The 20,627-nt window shown below is 66.0% G+C and carries 16 protein-coding genes; all 16 read right to left on the bottom strand.

What is annotated here, in order from left to right:
• Positions 1-142 precede the first annotated feature (142 nt).
• Complete coding sequence (locus AC3FMM_RS25220; RefSeq protein ID WP_115705390.1) at positions 143-1,294, bottom strand: branched-chain amino acid ABC transporter substrate-binding protein; 1,152 nt, start codon at positions 1,292-1,294, stop codon at positions 143-145.
• A 169-nt stretch (positions 1,295-1,463) separates the two neighbouring features.
• A complete protein-coding gene (putA, locus tag AC3FMM_RS25215) occupies positions 1,464-5,447 on the bottom strand; it encodes a trifunctional transcriptional regulator/proline dehydrogenase/L-glutamate gamma-semialdehyde dehydrogenase (protein WP_488687632.1) in 3,984 nt (1,327 codons plus the stop codon).
• A 195-nt stretch (positions 5,448-5,642) separates the two neighbouring features.
• Positions 5,643-7,958, bottom strand: a complete 2,316-nt coding sequence (locus AC3FMM_RS25210) for a primosomal protein N' (RefSeq protein ID WP_488687631.1) — start codon at positions 7,956-7,958, stop codon at positions 5,643-5,645.
• Between the two features lie 523 nt (positions 7,959-8,481).
• Entirely contained in the window at positions 8,482-9,579 is a 1,098-nt protein-coding gene (gene hemE / locus AC3FMM_RS25205; protein WP_488687630.1) for a uroporphyrinogen decarboxylase, read from the bottom strand.
• 46 nt (positions 9,580-9,625) lie between these two features.
• Complete coding sequence (locus tag AC3FMM_RS25200) at positions 9,626-10,576, bottom strand: alpha/beta hydrolase (RefSeq protein WP_326348005.1); 951 nt, start codon at positions 10,574-10,576, stop codon at positions 9,626-9,628.
• A 48-nt stretch (positions 10,577-10,624) separates the two neighbouring features.
• On the bottom strand, positions 10,625-11,065 hold the full coding sequence (locus AC3FMM_RS25195; RefSeq protein ID WP_115711331.1) for a CoA-binding protein: 441 nt from the start codon (positions 11,063-11,065) through the stop codon (positions 10,625-10,627).
• 715 nt (positions 11,066-11,780) lie between these two features.
• On the bottom strand, positions 11,781-12,197 hold the full coding sequence (locus AC3FMM_RS25190) for a F0F1 ATP synthase subunit epsilon (protein WP_010811262.1): 417 nt from the start codon (positions 12,195-12,197) through the stop codon (positions 11,781-11,783).
• A 148-nt stretch (positions 12,198-12,345) separates the two neighbouring features.
• Positions 12,346-13,749, bottom strand: coding sequence for a F0F1 ATP synthase subunit beta (gene atpD / locus AC3FMM_RS25185; RefSeq protein WP_115678922.1), 1,404 nt, complete (start codon positions 13,747-13,749; stop codon positions 12,346-12,348).
• A 33-nt stretch (positions 13,750-13,782) separates the two neighbouring features.
• Positions 13,783-14,658, bottom strand: a complete 876-nt coding sequence (gene atpG / locus AC3FMM_RS25180) for a F0F1 ATP synthase subunit gamma (protein WP_092316767.1) — start codon at positions 14,656-14,658, stop codon at positions 13,783-13,785.
• Between the two features lie 74 nt (positions 14,659-14,732).
• Positions 14,733-16,274, bottom strand: coding sequence for a F0F1 ATP synthase subunit alpha (gene atpA, locus AC3FMM_RS25175; RefSeq protein WP_018006200.1), 1,542 nt, complete (start codon positions 16,272-16,274; stop codon positions 14,733-14,735).
• A gap of 38 nt (positions 16,275-16,312) precedes the next feature.
• Entirely contained in the window at positions 16,313-16,858 is a 546-nt protein-coding gene (locus AC3FMM_RS25170; protein WP_488687629.1) for a F0F1 ATP synthase subunit delta, read from the bottom strand.
• 2 nt (positions 16,859-16,860) lie between these two features.
• On the bottom strand, positions 16,861-17,331 hold the full coding sequence (locus AC3FMM_RS25165; RefSeq protein WP_062795846.1) for a F0F1 ATP synthase subunit B: 471 nt from the start codon (positions 17,329-17,331) through the stop codon (positions 16,861-16,863).
• Between the two features lie 99 nt (positions 17,332-17,430).
• Positions 17,431-17,697, bottom strand: a complete 267-nt coding sequence (gene atpE / locus AC3FMM_RS25160) for a F0F1 ATP synthase subunit C (RefSeq protein WP_011299478.1) — start codon at positions 17,695-17,697, stop codon at positions 17,431-17,433.
• An 88-nt stretch (positions 17,698-17,785) separates the two neighbouring features.
• Positions 17,786-18,652, bottom strand: a complete 867-nt coding sequence (atpB, locus tag AC3FMM_RS25155) for a F0F1 ATP synthase subunit A (protein ID WP_115711335.1) — start codon at positions 18,650-18,652, stop codon at positions 17,786-17,788.
• Positions 18,653-18,894: 242 nt separating this feature from the next.
• Positions 18,895-19,401: an ATP synthase subunit I gene (locus AC3FMM_RS25150; protein WP_326348003.1), complete on the bottom strand. Its 507-nt coding sequence runs from the start codon at positions 19,399-19,401 to the stop codon at positions 18,895-18,897.
• A 317-nt stretch (positions 19,402-19,718) separates the two neighbouring features.
• Positions 19,719-20,621 (bottom strand): ParB/RepB/Spo0J family partition protein, encoded by a 903-nt coding sequence (locus tag AC3FMM_RS25145; RefSeq protein ID WP_115711339.1) that lies wholly within the window; start codon positions 20,619-20,621, stop codon positions 19,719-19,721.
• Positions 20,622-20,627: the final 6 nt, after the last annotated feature.

Genomic DNA, 20,627 nt, shown 5'->3' with positions numbered 1-20,627 from the left:
CCTATGGATGAAAAAAGTGCGAGTGCGGGATTATGCGCCAATGGCGGGATAGGGACCTTGTCTCGCCCGTCGCCGGCACCCGGGAAAAGAAAAACGCCGCCCGCAGGCAGCGCTCTTCCCATGCGCCAGATGTGGCGGCAGCTTACTTGCCGCCAACCGTCTCCAGCACCGTCCACTTGCCGCCCACCACCTTGTAGACCGTGATACCGCCGTCCTTCAGGTCGCCGCGCGCGTCATACGCCAGCGTCTTGGTGGTCACGCCCTGCATATTGGTTGCAGCCAGCACCGGCAGATAGCGCGCCGGGTCGGTCGAGCCTGCCTTGACCATGGCCGTCATCATCGCGGTAGCGCCGTCGTAGGCGTACGGCGAATAGGTCTGGACCTTGGAGCCGAAGCGCTTCTCGTACTTCTTCTCGTACGCGGCGCCGCCGGGCATCTGGTCCAGCGGCAGGCCGGCCAGCGACACCACGGTGCCTTCGGCAGCGGGGCCGGCCAGCTTCAGGAAGTTGTCGGTCTTGGACATTTCGCCCGACACCAGCGGGGCCTTCATGCCCAGTTCCTTGACCTGCTTGGCCATCGGCGCGGACTGCGTCTCGGCGCCGCCGTAGAAGATGATGTCCGGGTTGCTGCGCTTGATGTTGGTCAGCACCGCCTTGAAGTCCACCGCCTTGTCGTTGGTGAACTCGCGGCGCACGATCTTGCCGCCGGCGGCCTTGGCGGCCTTCTCGAACTCGTCGGCCAGGCCCTGGCCGTAGGCGGTGCGGTCATCGACGATGGCGATGTTCTTCGCGCCCAGCTTCTTCACCACGAACGCGCCGATCACCGAACCCTGCTGGGTGTCGGAGGTCATCATGCGGAAGGTGGTCTTGAAGCCCTGCTTGGTGTATTCCGGCGCGGTCGCCATGGCGATCTGCGGAATGCCGGCGCGGTTGTAGACCATCGACGCCGGGATCGTGGTGCCGGAGTTGAAGTGGCCCAGCATGCCCTGGATGCCGTTATCCACCAGCTTCTGCGCGACCACCGAGCCGGTCTTGGGATCGGCCTGGTCGTCTTCGGAAACCAGCACGAACTTGACTTCCTTGCCGCCGATCTTGGGCTTGGTGGCGTTCATGTCCTCGATCGCGAGGACGATGCCGTTCTGCATGTCCTTGCCGTACTGCGCCTGGCCGCCGGTCATCGGGCCGGCGTAGCCCAGCTTGATTTCCTGCGCCTGCGCGAACGCGGCGGAGGCGGCGGTCAGGCCAGCCAGGGTCAGGGCAACGGTCATTGCCGTCTTGTGGAAAGTCGAGCTCATCAGATCTCCTTGGGTCCCAAATGGTGCCGATGTGGTGCCGATGTGGTGTCGTTACCGGCAGTTGTATTGCGGCGCGGCCTGGCAGTGCCGCGCCGTGCTTTCTCTGCGCGGCGGGGCGGGATCGCCGCCATCGCCGCGCGCTTCGACATGACGCCGTCCGAGGGTTGCCTCAGCCGATCGTCATCAAACTGGCATTGCCGCCCGCGGCCGCGGTGTTGACCGAGAGCGAGCGCTCGATCAGCAGGCGGTCGAGCGCAATGTTCCGTTCACCCTGCGCCAGGCCCTGCACGCCGATGATCGGACCAGGACGCGCCGCGACCTGCTCGCACACCGTGCGCAGCTGGTCCGAATCGCCATGGTGCAGCACCGCATCGATTGCCGTGTCCGCCGCGGTCCAGTCGGCCACCATGCGGACGCGCGATTGTACGCCCTTAGGCAGGCGCGCAAACAGCCCCCGGGCGACAGGGTTTTCCGGCCATACCGCCTCGGCGCCCACCGTCAGCACGGCGCCCAGCTGCAGGGCCAGGTCGGCCTCTTGCGCGGCCAGGCAGAGCACCCGCTCGCGCGCCAGCAGCGTGTAGGTGTTGCGCTCGCCAGTGGGCCCGGCCAGCGTCACCGCGAGGCCCGAGGCCGAGGCCTCGGCGAAGCGCTCGCACGCGGCCGCCACCTCGGGCTGCTCGCGGCGCGCCCACTCGCGGAAGGCCTCGGTGGCGCGCACGGCTTCGTCGTCCGGCCCCACGGTCTGGGCGCCGCCGGCGCCGGCATTGACGTCGGCCGCGCGCACGCTACGCGCCACCGCGTCCTGCGGACAGACCGACAGCAGCCGGTGCAGGTAGAGCGGGCCGCCGGCCTTGGGACCGGTGCCCGACAGCGCCTCGCCGCCGAACGGCTGCACCCCCACCACCGCGCCGACGATATTGCGGTTCACATACAGGTTGCCCACCTGCGCCCGGCTGACGATGAACGAGATGGTCTCGTCGATGCGGGTATGGATGCCCAGCGTCAGGCCATAGCCGGTGCCGTTGATCTGGCTGACCATGGTATCCAGCGCCGCGCGCGGGAAGCGCACCACGTGCAGCACCGGGCCGAAGACCTCGCGCTTGAGTTCCTCGATGCTGTCCAGCTCGATCAGCGTCGGCGGCACGAAGGTGCCATGGCGGCAGCTGGGGCCCTGCGGCGCGTTGGGATCGGCCTGGTGGACGCGGCGGCCCTTGGCGCGCATCGCATCGATATGGCGCACGATGCCGGCGCGCGCCTCTTCGTCGATCACCGGGCCGACGTCGGTCGACAGGCGATCCGGGTTGGCCATGGTCAGTTCCTGCATCGCGCCCTTGAGCATTTCCAGCACGCGCTCGGCCACGTCCTCCTGCAGGCACAGCACGCGCAGCGCCGAACAGCGCTGGCCGGCCGAGTCGAAGGCGGAGTTGACCACGTCGCCGACCACCTGCTCGGCCAGCGCCGAGGAGTCGACGATCATCGCGTTCTGGCCGCCGGTTTCGGCAATCAGCGGAATCGGGCGGCCGGCGGCGTCCAGGCGCCCGGCGACATTGCGCTGCAGGATGCGCGCGACCTCGGTCGAGCCGGTGAACATCACGCCCTTGACGCGGGCATCGCCCACCAGCGCGGCGCCGACGGTCTCGCCGCGGCCCGGCAGCAGCTGCACCGCGCCGGCCGGCACGCCGGCCTCGCGCAGCAGCCTCACCGCGGCGGCGGCGATCAGCGGGGTCTGCTCGGCCGGTTTGGCCAGCACCGGGTTGCCCGCCGCCAGCGCGGCAGCCACCTGGCCGGTGAAGATCGCCAGCGGGAAGTTCCACGGGCTGATGCAGACCACCGGGCCGAGCGGGCGATGGGTCTCGTTGTCGAAGCCGCGGCGCACCTCGGCGGCGTAGTAGCGCAGGAAGTCCACCGCCTCGCGCACTTCGGCGATGGCATTGGAGAAGGTCTTGCCGGCCTCGCGCATGATGATGCCCATCAGCGACTGCATCTGGGCTTCCATCAGGTCGGCGGCGCGCTCCAGCGCGGCGGCGCGCACGTCCGGCGGCGTCGCCTGCCAGATCGGCGCGGCATTGACCGCGGCCTGCAGCGCGGCGTCGACCTCGGCCTTGCCGGCTTCGATGACATGGCCGACCACGTCGCGGTGATCGGCCGGATTCAGTACCGGCGTGGTGATGGCATCGGCGGCGCGCGCCACTTCGGCGCCCAGCATCGGCTCGGCCACCAGACGCTCGCCGGTGCCGGCCAGCAGCGCCGACGACAGCGACGCCAGCCGATGCTCGTTGGCCAGGTCGATGCCGGCCGAGTTGGGCCGGCTCTTGCCATACAGCGTGCGCGGCGACGGAATGCGCGGGTGCGGCAGGCCGAGCACGCCTTCGTCGCGATGCATGGCCTCGACCACGGCCACCGGATCGGCAACCAGTTCATCCAGCGAGATGGTGTCGTCGGCAATGCGGTTGACGAACGAGGTGTTGGCGCCGTTCTCCAGCAGCCGGCGCACCAGGTAGGCCAGCAGCGTTTCATGCGTGCCGACCGGCGCGTAGATGCGGCAGGGCCGGTTGTACTTGCCGTCGGCGGTGGGGCCCACCACCTGGTCGTAGAGCGGCTCGCCCATGCCGTGCAGGCACTGGAACTCATACTGGCCGGGGTAGTAGCTGTGCCCGGCGATCTGGTAGATGGCCGACAGCGTGTGCGCGTTGTGGGTGGCGAACTGCGGGTAGATCGCGTCCGGCACCGACAGCAGCTTGCGCGCGCAGGCGATGTACGACACATCGGTGTAGACCTTGCGCGTATAGACCGGATAGCCTTCCAGCCCTTCCACCTGGGCACGCTTGATCTCGCTGTCCCAATAGGCGCCCTTGACCAGGCGGATCATCAGGCGGTGGCGGCTGCGGCGAGCCAGGTCGATCAGGTAGTCGATCACGAACGGGCAGCGCTTCTGGTAGCCCTGCACCACGAAGCCGATGCCGTTCCAGCCGGCCAGCTCGGGCTCGAAGCACAGGCGCTCGAGCAGGTCCAGCGAGATCTCGAGGCGGTCGGCCTCCTCGGCGTCGATATTGATGCCGATGTCGTACTGGCGCGCCAGCAGCGTCAGCGACTTCAGGCGCTCGTACAGTTCGCCCACCACGCGCTCGTGCTGCGCGCGGCTGTAGCGGGGGTGCAGCGCCGACAGCTTGATCGAGATGCCCGGGCCTTCATAAATGCCGCGGCCGCGCGAGGCCTGGCCGATGGCGTGGATGGCCTGCTCGTACGAGGCCAGGTAGCGCGCGGCATCGGCCTCGGTCATGGCCGCTTCGCCCAGCATGTCGTAGGAATAGCGGAAGCCCTCGGCCTCGTAGCGGCGCGCATTGGCGAGCGCCTCGGAAATGGTCTCGCCGGTGACGAACTGCTCGCCCATCAGGCGCATCGCCATGTCCACGCCCTTGCGGATCAGCGGCTCGCCGCCCTTGCCGATGATGCGCGTCAGCGCCTTGGTCAGCCCCGATTCGGTATGGGTGGCGACCAGCTTGCCGGTCAGCAGCAGGCCCCAGGTGGCGGCGTTGACGAACAGCGACGGGCTCTGGCCCAGGTGCGACTGCCAGTTGGCGCCGCTGATCTTGTCGCGGATCAGCGCATCGCGCGTGGCCTTGTCGGGAATGCGCAGCAGTGCCTCGGCCAGGCACATCAGCGCCACGCCTTCCTGCGACGACAGCGAGAATTCCTGGATCAGCCCCTGCACCAGGCCCTCGCGCCCGGTCCCGACCTTCTGCTCGCGCAAGCGCGTCGCCAGGGCCTTGGCCATCTTGATGGCGGCCTCGGCCTGCTGCTGCGGCAGGCGCGCCTGCTCCAGCAGCACCGGCACGCAATCGGTTTCCGGGCGGCGATAGGCGGAGGTGATGGCGGCGCGCAGCACCGACTGCGGTTGAATGCTCTGCGCAAATTCCAGGAACGGCTGCGGTGCGCCGTCGCCATGGAGCGCATCCGCGCCGTCGCTGCCCTCGCCCTCGGCCCCGGCCGCGCCGGCTTCGTACGGCAGGTGGCCGCGCTCGATCTGCTCGAGGTAGCAGAAGATGGCCTGCTTGATCAGCCAGTGCGGGGTGCGGTCGATGGATTGGGCAACGCGCTTGAGGCGGTCGCGCGAGGCGTCATCGAGCTTGACGCCAAGGGTGGTGGTGGCCATTGCGGGCAATTCTCCGAAAGACTGGAGCCGCCGCCGGTGCTACCTCGTCCGAGCCGACAGGCAGGGGCGCGCGACCGGCCGCAGCCTGTGAGCTGGCGCGATCTTACTCCCGAAAATCACCAAGGTGCAACCTAGTGCAACCCTATCGAAAACCCTAATGCAGAGGTTGCACTTCTGCTCCACATGCCGGCGCGACTAGATCCGCAACGGGTCGATTTCCAACTGCCAGCGCACCCCCTTCACCTCCGTGCCAACCTCTGCGAAAGTCTGTACCCACTCGGCCACAAACCGTTGCAGTACAGGGCGCACGCTGGCTTCGACCAGCATCTGGGCACGCTCGCGGTTGAACACCCGCACCATCGACATCGGCACCGGATCATGCAGTTGCACCTCCGGCGCCAGGGTGCAGCGTTCGGCATGCCGGCGCGCGGCTTCCAGGAACTGCAGCGCCCGCTCCAGCTGCCCGTGTTCCGCGGTGACCAGCACCTGGAAGCAAAACGGGGGCAACCCGGCCTGGCGCCGCTCGCGCAACTGGCTGGCCGCGAATCCATCATAGTCATGGCGCGTCAGGGCCTGCAATGCCGGGGTATCGGGATAGCGGGTCTGGATCAGCACCTGGCCCGGCAGGCCGGCCCGCCCTGCCCGCCCGGCCACCTGCATCAGCGACGCAAACAGGTGCTCGGCGGCACGGAAGTCGTGGCTGAACATGGCCGCGTCGGGATGGACGATGCCGACCAGGGTCACGCGCTGGAAGTCGTGCCCCTTGGCCACCATCTGGGTGCCGACCAGGATGTCGACTTCACCGGCATGGACCTCGTCGAACATGGCCTGTGCGCTGCCCTTGCGGCGCGTGGAATCGGCATCGATGCGGGCGATGCGGGCCTGCGGGAAGCGCGCCGCCAAGGCCTCTTCGATGCGCTGCGTGCCACGCCCCAGCGGCGCGATATCGACATTGCCGCAATCCGGGCAGTGGTGCGGCACGGGCGCCTCGAGGCCGCAGTGGTGGCAGCGCAGGCGCCGTTCGGGCCGGTGCAGCACCAGGTACGCCGAGCAGCGCGGGCAACCCGACAGCCAGCCGCAGCTGTCGCAGGCGATCACCGGCGCATAGCCGCGGCGGTTCAGGAACAGCAGGCTCTGCTCGCCGCGCGCCAGGCGTGCGTCGATGGCCTCCAGCAACGGCACCGACAGGCCCTCGAACAGGGCGCGCTGGCGCTGGCGCTCATGGTTCAGGTCGACCAGCCGCACCGCCGGCAGCGCCGCATCGGCCTGGGCACGCTCGCGCAGCACCAGCTTGCGGTAGGTGCCCTGCCCGGCCCGCCACCAGGTTTCCATCGACGGCGTGGCCGAACCCAGCACCACCGCGATGCCGCGCTGCTTGGCGCGCCACACTGCCAGGTCGCGCGCGGAGTAGCGCAGCCCTTCCTGCTGCTTGTAGGAGGTGTCGTGCTCCTCGTCGACCACGATCAGCGCCAGCGCCGGCAGCGAGGCCATCACCGCCATGCGCGTGCCCAGCACGATGCGGGCCTCGCCGCGGTGCGCCGCCAGCCACTGCAGGCTGCGCTCCTGGTCGGCCAGGCCGCTGTGCAGCACCGCCAGCGGCAACTGCGGGAAGCGCGCGGCAATGCGGCTTTGCAGCTGCGGGGTCAGGTTGATTTCCGGCACCAGCATCAGCACCTGGGCCCGCGGGTCGCGCCCCAGCACCGACTGCATCGCATGCAGGTAGACCTCGGTCTTGCCGCTGCCAGTCACGCCGTGCAGCAGGAACGGGGCAAAGCCTTCGGCGTCGGCGATCGCCTGCACCGCGGCGCGCTGCTCGTCATGCAGCGGCGGCGCGGCCGACGGCGGCTGGGTGGGGTCGGTCGTCAACAAGGTGCGCGCGGTGCGGCTGGCCTCGACCAAGCCTGCGGCCTGCCATTCGGCCAGCCGCGACGGTGCCGCGGCACAAAGGGCACGCGCTTCCGCCAGGGGCAGCGGCTCGCCCGTGGCGGCGCGGTCGGACAGCGCCTGGGCCAGGGCCCGCACGCTGCGGGCGCGGGGCGGCACGGCCGCCAGCAAGGCCTCGGCCTGGTCCGGCAGCACGCGGTATTCATCGGTGCGGGCGCGCTGCGCCAGGCTGGGCCAGCTTTCAACCTCGCGCAGGGCGGGCGGCAAGGCCGGCAGCATCACTTCGCCTAGCCGGCGCTGATAGTAGCGCGCGGCAAAGGCTGTCAGCCCGATCCAGTCCGGCTGCAGCGGCGGCAGCCAGTCCAGCCGTTGCGCCACGGGGCGCAACTTGTCCACAGGCACTTCCGAGTCTTGCGCAAATTCGAGCGCGACGCCGACCATGCTGCGGCGGCCGAACGGCACCACCACCAGGTCCCCGGGCGCGATGTCGGCGATGGCGAGGTAGTCGAAGCAGTCGTCCGCGGGCGTGTCGAGCGCAACCCGTATCACCGGCGGCGACGACAACGCCACCCGTGCGGCGGCTGGCGCCGTGGACTCGGGAAGGAGGGTGCCGCTATCGGGCAGCATGCACGGCTTGAAGGTGCATCGCCGGGGGGCAAGGCTGGGTCCACTGACAGCCTGCCCGGCCATGGCGGAGGGTTGGTGTGCGGCGCAGCATCAACTTAAAGTAAAACTTCAAATGTGGCCCTAAGTCGATGATAGATGACTGGTTTTCCACTAATTCCACGGCCCCTGTGGATAACTTTGTTGAAAAGTCGCTTTGCCTGGCCCGGAAGCCCCGAGAAACAAGGGATCCACTGGCATCGACCCCTACTTTGCAAATCTTCCAAAGCCTTAAAAATCAAGGGCTTGCAAACATCCCCCAGATAGGTTAGGGAATAACCCTGTCCTGCACTGCGGCAAACCTATCGGTGTGCATAAGTCAAGTGCCGCCAATCAACCCAGCACACCTTTTTGGTGACTCTTGGCGAAAAAGTTAACTTGACACGGTACGCCCGCGCGGCTCGCGCAGCACTGGGTACGGGCCCGGCCGGGACGTTGCAGCGCGGGGCGGCGCCGCATCGCCCTGCCGGGCTGCATACCGCGACCGTCACTTTACTGCTGTGCGCAGCTGGCGGCTGTGCCGGTGCACCTCGTCGACCAGCACGGAAACACTCTCCGGGGGCGTGAACTGCGAAATCCCGTGGCCGAGGTTGAAGACATGGCCGTCGCTGCCGCCGCCGGCGGCATAGCTGTCCAGCACGCCACGCACCTGCTCGCGGATCGCGGCCTCGGGCGCAAACAGGACGGTCGGGTCGATATTGCCCTGTAGTGCCACGCGGCCGCCGGTGCGCCGGCGCGCTTCGGCCAGGTTGACGGTCCAGTCCAGCCCGATGGCATCGGCGCCGGTGTCGGACAGCGCTTCCAGCCACAGGCCGCCGCCCTTGGTAAAGACGATCGCCGGCACTTGCTGTCCGGCGTGCTCGCGCTTCAGGCCGGCCAGCACGCGGCGCATGTACGCCAGCGAGAACGCCTGGTACATGCCGTCGGCGAGCGCCCCGCCCCAGGTGTCGAAAATCATCACCGCCTGCGCGCCCGCCTCGATCTGAGCGTTCAGGTACGCCGTGACCGCCTGCGCATTGATGTCGAGGATGCGGTGCATCAGGTCGGGACGGCCGTACATCATCGCCTTGACCGTGCGGAAGTCGTCCGAGCCGCCGCCTTCGACCATGTAGCAGGCCAGCGTCCAGGGGCTGCCTGAGAAGCCGATCAACGGCACGCGCTGGCGGCCGTCCTGCACCAGCGCGCGGCGGATCTCGCGCACGGCGTCGAACACGTATTGCAGCGATGCCATGTCGGGCACGGCCAGCTTCTGCACGTCGGCTTCGGTGCGCAGCGGATGCGCGAAGCGCGGTCCCTCGCCCTGGGCGAACGACAGGCCCAGGCCCATTGCATCCGGCACCGTCAGGATGTCAGAGAACAGGATGGCCGCGTCGAGCGGATAGCGGTCCAGCGGCTGCAGTGTCACTTCGGTGGCATAGGCCGGGTTCTTGGCCAGCCCGAGGAAGCTGCCGGCGCGCGCGCGCGTGGCGTTGTACTCGGGCAGGTAGCGGCCTGCCTGGCGCATCAGCCACAGCGGCGTGTATTCGGTCGGCTGGCGGCGCAGCGCGCGCAGGAAGGTATCGTTCTGCAGTGCGGTCATGGTCATCCTCGTAAGACCGCCATTCTAAGGGATGGCCGCACGCGGATGCCGCTCAGACGTCGTCGATCATCCCCGCGAACGCCGACGCGGCGCGACGCATCCATTCCCGCGCGCGCTCGGCCTCCGGCTGCAGCCGGGCGAAGCCGTGGGTCATGCCGCTGGCCTCGATGGTGATGACCGGGGCGTCGTGGCGCACCAGGAAGTCGGCATAGGCCAGGCCGTCGTCGCGCAGCACATCGTGCGCCGCCACCATCAGCACGGTGGCCGGCGGCCGCACCGGCGGCGCGGCCATCAGGTGCACGCGCGGATCGGCGTGGGCAGCGCCCTGCGCCAGGGCCTCGGCACCGATGAACTGGGTCCAGAACCACGCCATCTCGTCACGCGTCAGGCCGGGGCCATCGGCGAAGGCGCGATAGCTTTCGGTGCTGAGCACCGGCGCCGCGACCGGATAGATCAGCAGCTGGGCGTCGACCCGCACCGCCTCGCCGGCATTGAGCCGCTGCGCGGCCTGCGCCGCGAGGTGGCCGCCGGCGCTGTCGCCGGCCACCGCCAGGAAATCGGGCGCCAGCCCCAGCGACTGACGCTGGCCGGCCAGCCACACCACGGCTTCGGCGGCATCGTCGCAAGGCGCCGGGAAGGCGTGCTCGGGGGCCAGCCGGTAATCGACACTGGCCACGGCGCACCCGGTATCGGCCGCGAGCAAGGCCGCGACGGTGTGGTGCGTCTGCGTCGAACCAACCACCCAGCCGCCGCCGTGGAAGTACACCAGCAGCCGTGGCGCGGCCACGCCGGCCGGACGGAACAATCGTGCGCCCAGCGTGCGTCCGGCCAGCGCCACTTCGAGCGGCTGCACCACAACGCCCTCCGGATCCGGCCGCAACGAGGCGGCGGCGATCTCGGCGAAGCGGGCGCGCTGCGCCGGGACGTCGGCCGGCGCCGGCTCCGTGGCATAGCGTTCGGCCAGGCGGCGGTAATAGGCGAGCAGTTGCGGATCGATGGCCATGGTCGGCGGCAAAGGGGTAATCAGTAGGGATAAAAGAAACGGCGGGAATCAGGCCCCGCCGAGCTGGCGCGTCAGCTCGATCTTGCTGCAACAGTCCTGCACCGCCAGCAGCCCGGCATCGGTGGCACGACGCACCGCCTGGTCGTTGATGATGCCAAGCTGGAGCCAGACCCCACGCGCGCCGATGGCGATGGCCTCGTCGACCACACCGGGTGTGTCCTCGGCGCGGCGGAAGATATCGACCCATTCGATCGGGGCGCCTGCCGCCGCGGCGGCGTCGGCGGCCTCGCGCAGCGTCGCGTGGCAGGTCTGACCCAAGATGCGTTCGCCGGCATGGCGCGGATTGACCGGCACGATGCGGAAGCCGTGGCCCTGCAGGAATTCGGCGACCTCATGGCTGGGCCGCTCCGCACGGTCGGACAAGCCGACTACGGCTACGGTCTTCATCGCCAGCATGGCTTGTATGGCTTGCTGCATCTCGGGCGGCATTGCGTCTCCGGGCTGTGGAGGTGAGTGACCAGATGACCGCCGGGCTGCATCGCAACGGGGACGCAACTCCGGCGGCCATTGAATCGTAACCGCAATTGTCACGCAGGATTTGGTGCGGAAACGAACACAGAAATCACGGATATAAAGATAATCCCGCAACACATGGCGGCGCAAAACGTGACGGCAAGGCGCGAAAATATGCCGATCACGCCGGATTTTAGGCGCTCCGGCTTTCAACTTCTTTCAAACCGATACATTTTGTTACTGCCATGCCCGGGAGTTTCCCCCACAATGCATTGACACACCCGCTGGGCGGGCGTGGCGCCCCGGTAAAAATGGCCGTGCAGACTAAAGGGGCGTGCTGAAGAAAGCCTTTTTGTAGCGTTTCCGGCAGTAACCCGATTTTCCGATCCAGCGTAAAGCTTGCTGGACCGGAGCACCAGGAAGACCGTTGCAGCGCGTGGCCTTTGCGGCCTGTGAGCGGATATTTGGATATCCGGTGCGCCTTGCTTGTCGACCTGGACCGAACCCGTTCCTTCGAATTGACCCCTCGAAGGGATTTTCCCGTCCGCGCGGAGCCTCCCCGGCCCGCGCGCTTTTTTTTGTCCAGGCGCGGCCAAAGCATATCGCCGCGCTTACAAAAAAGGCAGCCTCGCGGCTGCCTTTTTTAAATGTCGCATCGAAAAAACAACAACGCGACAGTCCTGCTCGATGCTTATTTCTTCCGACGCAGACGGGCAATTGCTGCCAGTTGCGCCGCGGCCACGGCGAGTTCGCTCTGGGCGCGTGCCAGGTCGAGATCGCTGCTCTGGTTCTGCATCAGCTCTTCGGCCGCGCGCTTGGCTTCCTGGGCCTTGGCTTCGTCCAGGTCGCCACCGCGGATCGCGGTGTCGGCCAGCACGGTGACGTGCTTGGGCTGCACTTCGAGAATGCCGCCGGCAACGAACACGAACTCTTCGCTGCCGTCTTCCTTCTCGATGCGCACCGCACCCGGCTGGATGCGCGTGATCAGCGGCGTGTGGCCCGGCAGGATGCCCAGCTCACCCGACTCGCCCGGCAGCGCCACGAACTTCGCCTGGCCGGAGAAGATCGACGCTTCCGCGCTGACGACGTCTACAAGAATGGTTGCCATATCTGATCCTTTCTCCACTCACTTCGCTTCCGACGGCAAAACGCTTTACGCGATTTACCGTCGCCCCCGCGAACGCGGGGGCCCAGTGACTTTGGAACGACGTTCAAAGACGCTGGGTTCCCGCTTTCGCGGGAACGACAAGCAAGGCTTACTGGAGCTTCTTGGCCTTCTCGAAGGCCTCGTCGATCGAGCCGACCATGTAGAACGCCTGCTCGGGCAGGTGATCGCACTCGCCGTCGACCAGCATCTTGAAGCCGCGGATGGTTTCCTTCAGCGGCACGTACTTGCCCGGCGAACCCGTGAACACTTCTGCCACGTGGAACGGCTGCGACAGGAAACGCTGGATCTTACGGGCGCGGTTCACTGCCAGCTTGTCTTCCGGCGACAGTTCGTCCATGCCCAGAATCGCGATGATGTCGCGCAGTTCCTTGTAGCGCTGCAGGGTCTGCTGCACGCGGCGGGCGACTTCGTAGTGCTCGGTGCCGACCACTTGCGGGTCCAGCTGGCGCGAGGTCGAGTCGAGCGGATCGACGGCCGGGTAGATACCCAGCGCGGCGATGTCACGCGACAGCACCACGGTCGAGTCCAGGTGCAGGAAGGTCGTTGCCGGCGACGGGTCGGTCAAGTCATCGGCAGGCACGTACACGGCCTGGATCGACGTAATCGAGCCGGTCTTGGTCGAGGTGATGCGCTCCTGCAGCTTGCCCATTTCCTCGGCCAGCGTCGGCTGGTAGCCCACTGCGGAAGGCATACGGCCCAGCAGTGCCGACACTTCGGTACCGGCCAGGGTGTAGCGGTAGATGTTGTCGACGAAGAACAGGATGTCGCGGCCTTCGTCGCGGAAGCGCTCGGCCATGGTCAGGCCGGTCAGCGCCACGCGCAGACGGTTGCCCGGCGGCTCGTTCATCTGGCCGAACACCATGGCCACCTTGTCGAGCACGTTCGAGTCCTTCATTTCGTGGTAGAAGTCGTTCCCTTCACGGGTACGCTCGCCCACGCCGGCGAACACCGACAGACCGCTGTGCTGCTTGGCGATGTTGTTGATGAGCTCCATCATGTTGACGGTCTTGCCCACGCCGGCACCACCGAACAGGCCCACCTTGCCGCCCTTGGCGAACGGGCAGACCAGGTCGATCACCTTGATGCCGGTTTCGAGCAGGTCAACGGAAGGCGACAGTTCGTCGAACTTCGGTGCCTTCTGGTGAATCGCACGCAGTTCGTCCGAAGCGATCGGGCCGGCTTCGTCGATCGGGCGACCCAGCACGTCCATGATGCGGCCCAGGGTGCCGTGGCCAACCGGCACCGAAATCGGGGCGCCGGTGCTCTTCACCGACATGCCGCGGCGCAGGCCGTCCGACGAGCCCAGGGCAATGGTACGCACCACGCCGTCGCCCAGCTGTTGCTGGACTTCGAAGGTCAGGCCCTTCTCGGCGAACGAGGCATCGCCGGATTCTTCCAGCACGAGCGCGTCGTACACCTTCGGCATTGCGTCGCGGGGGAACTCGATGTCCACCACGGCGCCAATACACTGCACAATATTTCCGATACTCATTTCGTATCTCCGATAGCTTGAATTCGTGACGCCTTAGACCGCAGCTGCGCCGCTGACGATTTCCGACAGTTCCTTGGTAATCGCGGCCTGACGGGTCTTGTTGTAGACCAGTTGCAGTTCGCCGATCACGTTCTTGGCGTTGTCGGACGCAGCCTTCATGGCCACCATGCGCGCCGATTGCTCGGACGCCATGTTCTCGGCCACGGCCTGGTACACCAGCGCCTCGACGTAGCGGACCAGCAGCTCTTCCACGACGGTCTGGGCGTCAGGCTCGTAGATGTAGTCCCACGAGTAGGCGCGCTTTTCTTCTTCGGTCTGCGACAGCTTGTCGGCGGCGAGCGGCAGCAGCTGCTCAACCATCGGTTCCTGCTTCATCGTGTTGATGAACTTGGTGTACGCCACGTACACCGCGTCGACTTCACCATTGGTGAAGGCGTCGAGCTGGACCTTGATCGCGCCGATCAGCTTTTCCAGATGCGGGGTGTCACCGAGGTGCACCACGTGCGAAACCACCTTGGCGCCGATACGGCCCAGGAACTGCATGCCCTTGGTGCCGATGGCGGTGGCTTGCACATCCACGCCACGGCCTTGCAGGGCCTTCAGCTCATTGGTCACCGAGCGCAACACGTTCGTGTTCAGGCCGCCGCACAGCCCCTTGTCGGTCGTGACCACGATCATGCCGACGCGCTTGACTTCGCGCTCCTGCATGAACGGGTGCTTGAACTCGGGGTTGGCCGTAGCCAGGTGCGCAGCAATGTTGCGCACCTTCTCGGCATAGGGACGGGCGTTGCGCATCCGCTCCTGCGCCTTGCGCATCTTGGACGCGGCGACCATCTCCATCGCCTTGGTGATCTTGCGCGTGTTCTGCACGCTCTTGATCTTGGTTCGAATCTCTTTCGTTCCGGCCATATCTTCCTCTCCATCCGAACCATCGCCGCGCCGGCGTGAGCCAGGCGCGGCGACGATGTCGTGGAATTACGCGGTTAGAACGCGGCGGACTTCTTGAAATCCTCGACAGCGGCACGCAGGGCGGCTTCATCTTCCTTCGAGAGCTGCTTGGTCTCTTCGATGCGGTTGATGAGGTCGGCGTACTTGGTCTTCAGGTGGTCGTGCAGGCCCTTCTCGAACGGCAGGATGTCCTTCACTTCCACGTTGTCGAGGAAGCCGTTGTTGGCGGCGAACAGCGAAGCCGACAGCTGCCACACTTGCAGCGGCTGGTATTGCGGCTGCTTCAGCAGTTCGGTCACGCGGCGGCCGCGCTCGAGCTGCTTGCGGGTGGCATCGTCCAGGTCCGAGGCGAACTGCGCGAAGGCAGCCAGTTCACGGTACTGGGCCAGGTCGGTACGGATACCGCCGGACAGGTTCTTCACCACCTTGGTCTGCGCAGCACCACCGACGCGCGACACAGAGATACCGGCGTTGATGGCGGGGCGGATACCGGCGTTGAACAGGTCGGTTTCCAGGAAGATCTGGCCGTCCGTGATCGAGATCACGTTGGTCGGCACGAACGCGGACACGTCGCCGGCCTGCGTTTCGATCACCGGCAGCGCGGTCAGCGAACCGGTCTTGCCCTTGACGGCGCCGTTGGTGAACTTCTCGACGTAGTCGGCGTTCACGCGGGCGGCACGCTCCAGCAGGCGCGAGTGCAGGTAGAACACGTCGCCCGGGTAGGCTTCGCGGCCCGGCGGGCGGCGCAGCAGCAGCGACACCTGGCGATAGGCCCAGGCTTGCTTGGTCAGGTCGTCATAGACGATCAGCGCGTCTTCGCCGCGGTCGCGGAAGTACTCGCCCATGGTGCAGCCGGCGTAGGCGGCCAGGTACTGCATGGCGGCCGAGTCCGAAGCGGCGGCGGCGACGACGACGGTGTATTCCATCGCGCCGTGCTCTTCCAGCTTGCGCACCACGTTGGCGATCGTCGAAGCCTTCTGGCCGATTGCCACGTACACGCAGAAGACGCCCTTGCCCTTCTGGTTGATGATGGCGTCGACAGCGACGGCGGTCTTGCCGGTCTGGCGGTCGCCAATGATCAGCTCGCGCTGGCCACGGCCGATCGGCACCATCGCGTCGATCGACTTCAGGCCGGTCTGCACCGGCTGGCTCACCGACTGACGCGCGATCACGCCCGGGGCGACCTTCTCGATCACGTCCGTTTCCTTGGCGTTGATCGGGCCCTTGCCATCGATCGGCTGGCCCAGCGTGTTGACCACGCGGCCCAGCAGTTCCTTGCCCACCGGCACTTCCAGAATGCGGCCGGTGCACTTGACCGTGTCGCCTTCGGAAATGTGTTCGTACTCACCCAGCACCACGGCGCCGACCGAGTCGCGCTCGAGGTTCAGCGCGAGGCCGAAGGTGTTGCCGGGGAATTCCAGCATCTCGCCCTGCATCACGCCAGACAGGCCATGCACGCGGCAGATACCATCGGTCACGGAGATCACCGTGCCGGTGTTGCGCACTTCAGCTTCGGCGCCAAGGCCCGAGATGCGGGTCTTGATCAGCTCGCTGATTTCTGAGGGGTTCAGTTGCATCACAATGCTCCTAATTCTTCAATCCGCCGGACGGCCGCTCAGGCGGCGGTCAGCGCGGTTTGCATGGCTGCCAGGCGCGCACGCACGGAGGTGTCGAGCACTTCGTCGCCAACCTTGACGCTGACGCCGCCGATCAGGGACGGGTCCACCGCCACCTGCGCGTACAGCTTGCGGCCGAACTTGCGTTCGAGGGCGGCGACGAGGTCGTTCAGCTGACCATCTTCCAGCGGGAAGGCGCTGGTGATTTCAACGTCGGACGACCCTTCGCGGGCATTCTTGAGCGCATGGAACTGTTCGGCGATGTCGGGCATCACCGTCAGGCGGTTGTTGTCCACCAACAGTTGCACGAAGCGGCGCGCTTCGTTGCTGACCGGGGACTTCAGCACCGACACGAACAGTTCGGCCAGCTTGGCGCCGGGAACGTTCGGATCGTCGGCGACCGCCTTCATGTCGGGATTGGCGGCAACCTGCCCCATTTCCGACACCAGCTCGGACCATGCACCCAGGTTGCCTGCGCTCGATTCACTGGCGACGCGGAACAGCGCCTCAGCGTAGGGACGGGCAATGGTTGCGGTTTCAGCCATGATTAGAGCTCAGCCTTGAGTTGATTGAGCAGGTCGTTGTGGACCTGCGCGTTCACTTCACGCTTGAGGATCTGCTCGGCACCCTTGACGGCCAGCACGGCAACCTGGTCGCGCAGTTCTTCGCGCGCGCGGGTAACCTGCTGTTCGGCTTCGGCCTTGGCCTGGGCAATGATGCGTGCGGCTTCTGCCTGGGCGTTCTGCTTGATCTCGTCGGCCGTCAGCTGGGCGCGCTTCTCGGCGTCAGCGACACGTTGAGCGCCTTCGGTGCGGGCTTCGGCCATGGCCTGGTCCACACGCTTGTTGGCGAGTTCAAGCTCGGCCTTGCCCTTCTCGGCAGCGGCGAGGCCATCGGCGATCTTCTTTGCGCGTTCGTCGAGCGCCTTCACCAGCGGCGGCCAAATGAATTTGGCAACAACCCACCACAGGATGAAGAACACGACCATCTGCGCAAAAAACGTTGCGTTCAGATTCATGGTGTGTTCCTTTCGGTAATCAAACTACAGATAAATGCACAAAAGGCGGCCAGGCTGGTGGCCCGCGCCGCCCGTCAGCATCATGCAGACCGAAAAGAATTACTGGATGACAGCCAGCAGCGGGTTGGCAAACGCGAACAGCATTGCAACACCCACGCCGATCAGGAATGCCGCGTCGATCAGGCCGGCCAGCAGGAACATCTTGGTTTGCAGCGGGTTCATCAGCTCAGGCTGACGTGCGCAGGCTTCGATGTACTTGCCACCCATCAGTGCGATACCCAGGCAGGCGCCGATAGCGCCCAGGCCGATGATGATGCCGATACCGATGGCGGTCAGACCCTGGATGTTGGCGAGAAATGCTTGCATGATGACTCCTTTAATTTAGAGAGACTTAGAACCAAAAAACCAAAAACCAAAAAACCTAAAACCTTGAACCTGCGCTGACCGATGACGATCAGTGGTGATCGTGAGCCTGGCCGATGTACACCAGCGTCAGCATCATGAAAATGAACGCTTGCAGCAGCACGATCAGGATGTGGAAGATCGCCCAGACTGCGCCGGCAATGACGTGGCCGACAAAGCCCAGCGCCGACAGGTCGGCACCGAACGTCCAGATGGAGCCCAGCAGCGCGATCAGCAGGAACACCAGTTCGCCGGCGTACATGTTGCCGAACAACCGCATGCCCAGCGACACGGCCTTGGCCAGGAATTCGATGATATTCAGGACCAGGTTGAACGGGGCCAGGTACCACTTGGCGCCGAACGGGGCCGAGAACAGCTCGTGCATGAAGCCGCCCGCGCCCTTGATCTTGAAGCTGTAGTAGATCATCAGCACCAGCACGGCGCACGACATGCCCAGCGTGCCGTTCAGGTCGGCCGTGGCCACCGCGCGGTGGTGGGGGATATGGATGTGGAAGATCTCGAGGACCTTGTTCAGGCCGGTGACCCAGTCGACCGGGATCAGGTCGATGGCGTTCATCATGGTGATCCAGCAGAACACCATCAGCGCCAGCGGGGCGATCCACGAACGGTCGCCATGGATGATGCCCTTGGCCTGGTCGTCGACCATCTCGACGATCATCTCGACGAAGGCCTGGAAGCGGCCCGGCACGCCCGCGGTGACGCGGCGCGCGGCGGCATACAGGAACAGCACGGCGATGGCGCCGCACAGCACCGACCAGAACACCGTGTCATAGTTGATCACGGAGAAATCGACCACCGACGCCTGCTTGCCGCCGACCGAGTTCAAGTTCTGCAAGTGTTCGGCGATATAGCCGGAGGGTGTCAGCACGTGTTCCGCGCTTTGGGTAGCTTCTGCCATTGTCGAATCGAACGGTATATTGCGAAATCTTCGGGCCGCGCGCGGCTGTTCTGTGCAGCGCCCGGTACGCGTCTTGCATCACCTGCGGCGGATTCGCCGGTCACCGCGATGCAAGCGGGTTTCCAACCTTGGCCGTGTCCGGTGTCAGCGCCATGAAATCCGCCGCAACCGTCACGGAAACTCTTGATATTCCGTCTTGGTGCCACCACTTGCAAAGGAAGCACCGTTTTCAAGCAGCGGTCCTAGCGCAACGCCAGGGCCACTACCCAGTATGTCTTCAGCGCCAGCAGGAACGTGACCAGCATCGGCACCCAGCGCAGATCGCGGTACAGCACCACGACCAGCACCAGCAGCGCCACCGTGGCAAAGACCTTGATCGCCTCGCCCAACACCAGTCCGCCTACCGAAGCGCGATCGCGCGCCAGCCACAGGCGGAAGGCGAAGAACCCGCTCGGCACGAAGCACGCCATGCCGCCGAACAGCGCCGACCATCCATATGGTCCCGGCTCCTTCGCAAACAGCGCCCAGCACAGTGCCGACAGCAGGGAAACCGCCACCTGCGCCAGGACAACCTTGCCCGGGGTCATGCGCGAAGGACGCAGCGCGCGCTCGCCAAACAGCGTCACCGCCTCGGCATGCGACAGCGGATCGACAGCCTCTTCCTCACGGTCCGCGCCTTCTCTCCAGTCGTCCCAGTCATCTTCCTGACGGGACCCGGCGCCTCGTTGCTGACGGTCTCGCACCACCACCTGCCTGCCTTATCCGGGCCGGAACTTTTCGGCCCGACCAGAATTCAAACCGCACGATTTTAAGGGGAACTACTGATTCGCGTCAATCTGCTTACATTTACCTTGCAGTGCGTTGCGCACAACGGTTGCCATCACGATTGCATGATGGCTGCGCAAAAATTGCGCGGCAATGATGTTTGACGTAATTGGATTGCGCAGTGAACCCTGCGCATGATGGGGGATTACCGGTCGGACACAAGGTATACCGCGGATCGTCCCGACCAGTGCTGCGTGCGCGCAACAGTCGCCGCAGCAATGGCCGTTAATCGCGCAGTAAATCAGGCAGCCTGCTGCCCTTCGCGCGATTCGCGCAGGCGCGTCAGCACCCCTTCGAGCGCATCGTTGTTGCTGAAGTGGATCGTCAGCTGGCCCTTGCCGCGTGGCGACAGCTTGATCTGCACCGCCAGCCCGAGCGCATCCGACAGCTCCTCTTCCAGCCGCGCCACGTCGCGCACGTTATTGGCGCCTTTCTGCTTGAGCGACTTCAGGTCGAACGGCTTGAGCGTCGACGCCACCAGCTTCTCGGTCTCGCGCACCGACAGCCGCTTGTTGACGATCTGGTTGGCCAGCGTGATCTGGTTGGCACCGTCCAACGCCAGCAGCGCGCGCGCGTGGCCCATGTCGAGGTCGCCGGCCATCAGCATGGTCTGCACCGGCGCAGCCAGGTTCAGCAGGCGCAGCAGGTTGGACACCGCGCTGCGCGAGCGGCCCACCGACTCGGCCGCCTGCTCGTGCGTGAAACTGAACTCGCGGATCAGGCGCATGATGCCCTGCGCTTCTTCCAGCGGATTCAGGTCTTCGCGCTGGATGTTCTCGATCAGCGCCATCGCCGCCGCGGCTTCGTCGGCCACATCCTTGACCAGCACCGGCACCTTGTCCAGCCCGGCCAGTTTAGAGGCGCGGAAGCGCCGCTCGCCGGCAATGATCTCGTAGCGGTCGGGTTCGGCCACGCGTCGCACCAGGATCGGCTGCATCAGCCCCTGCGCGCGGATGCTCGCGGCCAGCTCTTGCAGCGCGCCCTCGTCCATGCGCGTGCGCGGCTGGTACTTGCCCGGCTGCAGCTGGTTCAGGTTCAGCACGGTGGGCGCGCCCTCCTGCTTGACCGACTCGACGATTTCAGCGGGCCCGCCCAACAGCGCTTCCAGGCCGCGGCCCAGGCCCTTCTTCTTTGCAGTGCTCATGCTCTT

It is taken from the genome of Cupriavidus sp. 207A1 (assembly GCF_057798955.1).
Note: the sequence above shows the minus strand (reverse complement) of the source record. Positions and strands in the feature narration are given on the sequence as shown.

What these genes read in the sequence shown, in the direction of transcription:
- putA (WP_488687632.1), bottom strand. Translation starts at nt 5,447, where the DNA reads ATGGCCACCACCACCCTTGGCGTCAAGCTCGATGACGCCTCGCGCGAC.
- hemE (WP_488687630.1), bottom strand. Translation starts at nt 9,579, where the DNA reads ATGACCATGACCGCACTGCAGAACGATACCTTCCTGCGCGCGCTGCGC.
- AC3FMM_RS25200 (WP_326348005.1), bottom strand. Translation starts at nt 10,576, where the DNA reads ATGGCCATCGATCCGCAACTGCTCGCCTATTACCGCCGCCTGGCCGAA.
- atpA (WP_018006200.1), bottom strand. Translation starts at nt 16,274, where the DNA reads ATGCAACTGAACCCCTCAGAAATCAGCGAGCTGATCAAGACCCGCATC.
- AC3FMM_RS25210 (WP_488687631.1), bottom strand. Translation starts at nt 7,958, where the DNA reads ATGCTGCCCGATAGCGGCACCCTCCTTCCCGAGTCCACGGCGCCAGCC.
- AC3FMM_RS25170 (WP_488687629.1), bottom strand. Translation starts at nt 16,858, where the DNA reads ATGGCTGAAACCGCAACCATTGCCCGTCCCTACGCTGAGGCGCTGTTC.
- AC3FMM_RS25145 (WP_115711339.1), bottom strand. Translation starts at nt 20,621, where the DNA reads ATGAGCACTGCAAAGAAGAAGGGCCTGGGCCGCGGCCTGGAAGCGCTG.
- atpE (WP_011299478.1), bottom strand. Translation starts at nt 17,697, where the DNA reads ATGCAAGCATTTCTCGCCAACATCCAGGGTCTGACCGCCATCGGTATC.
- AC3FMM_RS25220 (WP_115705390.1), bottom strand. Translation starts at nt 1,294, where the DNA reads ATGAGCTCGACTTTCCACAAGACGGCAATGACCGTTGCCCTGACCCTG.
- AC3FMM_RS25190 (WP_010811262.1), bottom strand. Translation starts at nt 12,197, where the DNA reads ATGGCAACCATTCTTGTAGACGTCGTCAGCGCGGAAGCGTCGATCTTC.
- AC3FMM_RS25195 (WP_115711331.1), bottom strand. Translation starts at nt 11,065, where the DNA reads ATGCCGCCCGAGATGCAGCAAGCCATACAAGCCATGCTGGCGATGAAG.
- atpG (WP_092316767.1), bottom strand. Translation starts at nt 14,658, where the DNA reads ATGGCCGGAACGAAAGAGATTCGAACCAAGATCAAGAGCGTGCAGAAC.
- AC3FMM_RS25165 (WP_062795846.1), bottom strand. Translation starts at nt 17,331, where the DNA reads ATGAATCTGAACGCAACGTTTTTTGCGCAGATGGTCGTGTTCTTCATC.
- atpD (WP_115678922.1), bottom strand. Translation starts at nt 13,749, where the DNA reads ATGAGTATCGGAAATATTGTGCAGTGTATTGGCGCCGTGGTGGACATC.
- atpB (WP_115711335.1), bottom strand. Translation starts at nt 18,652, where the DNA reads ATGGCAGAAGCTACCCAAAGCGCGGAACACGTGCTGACACCCTCCGGC.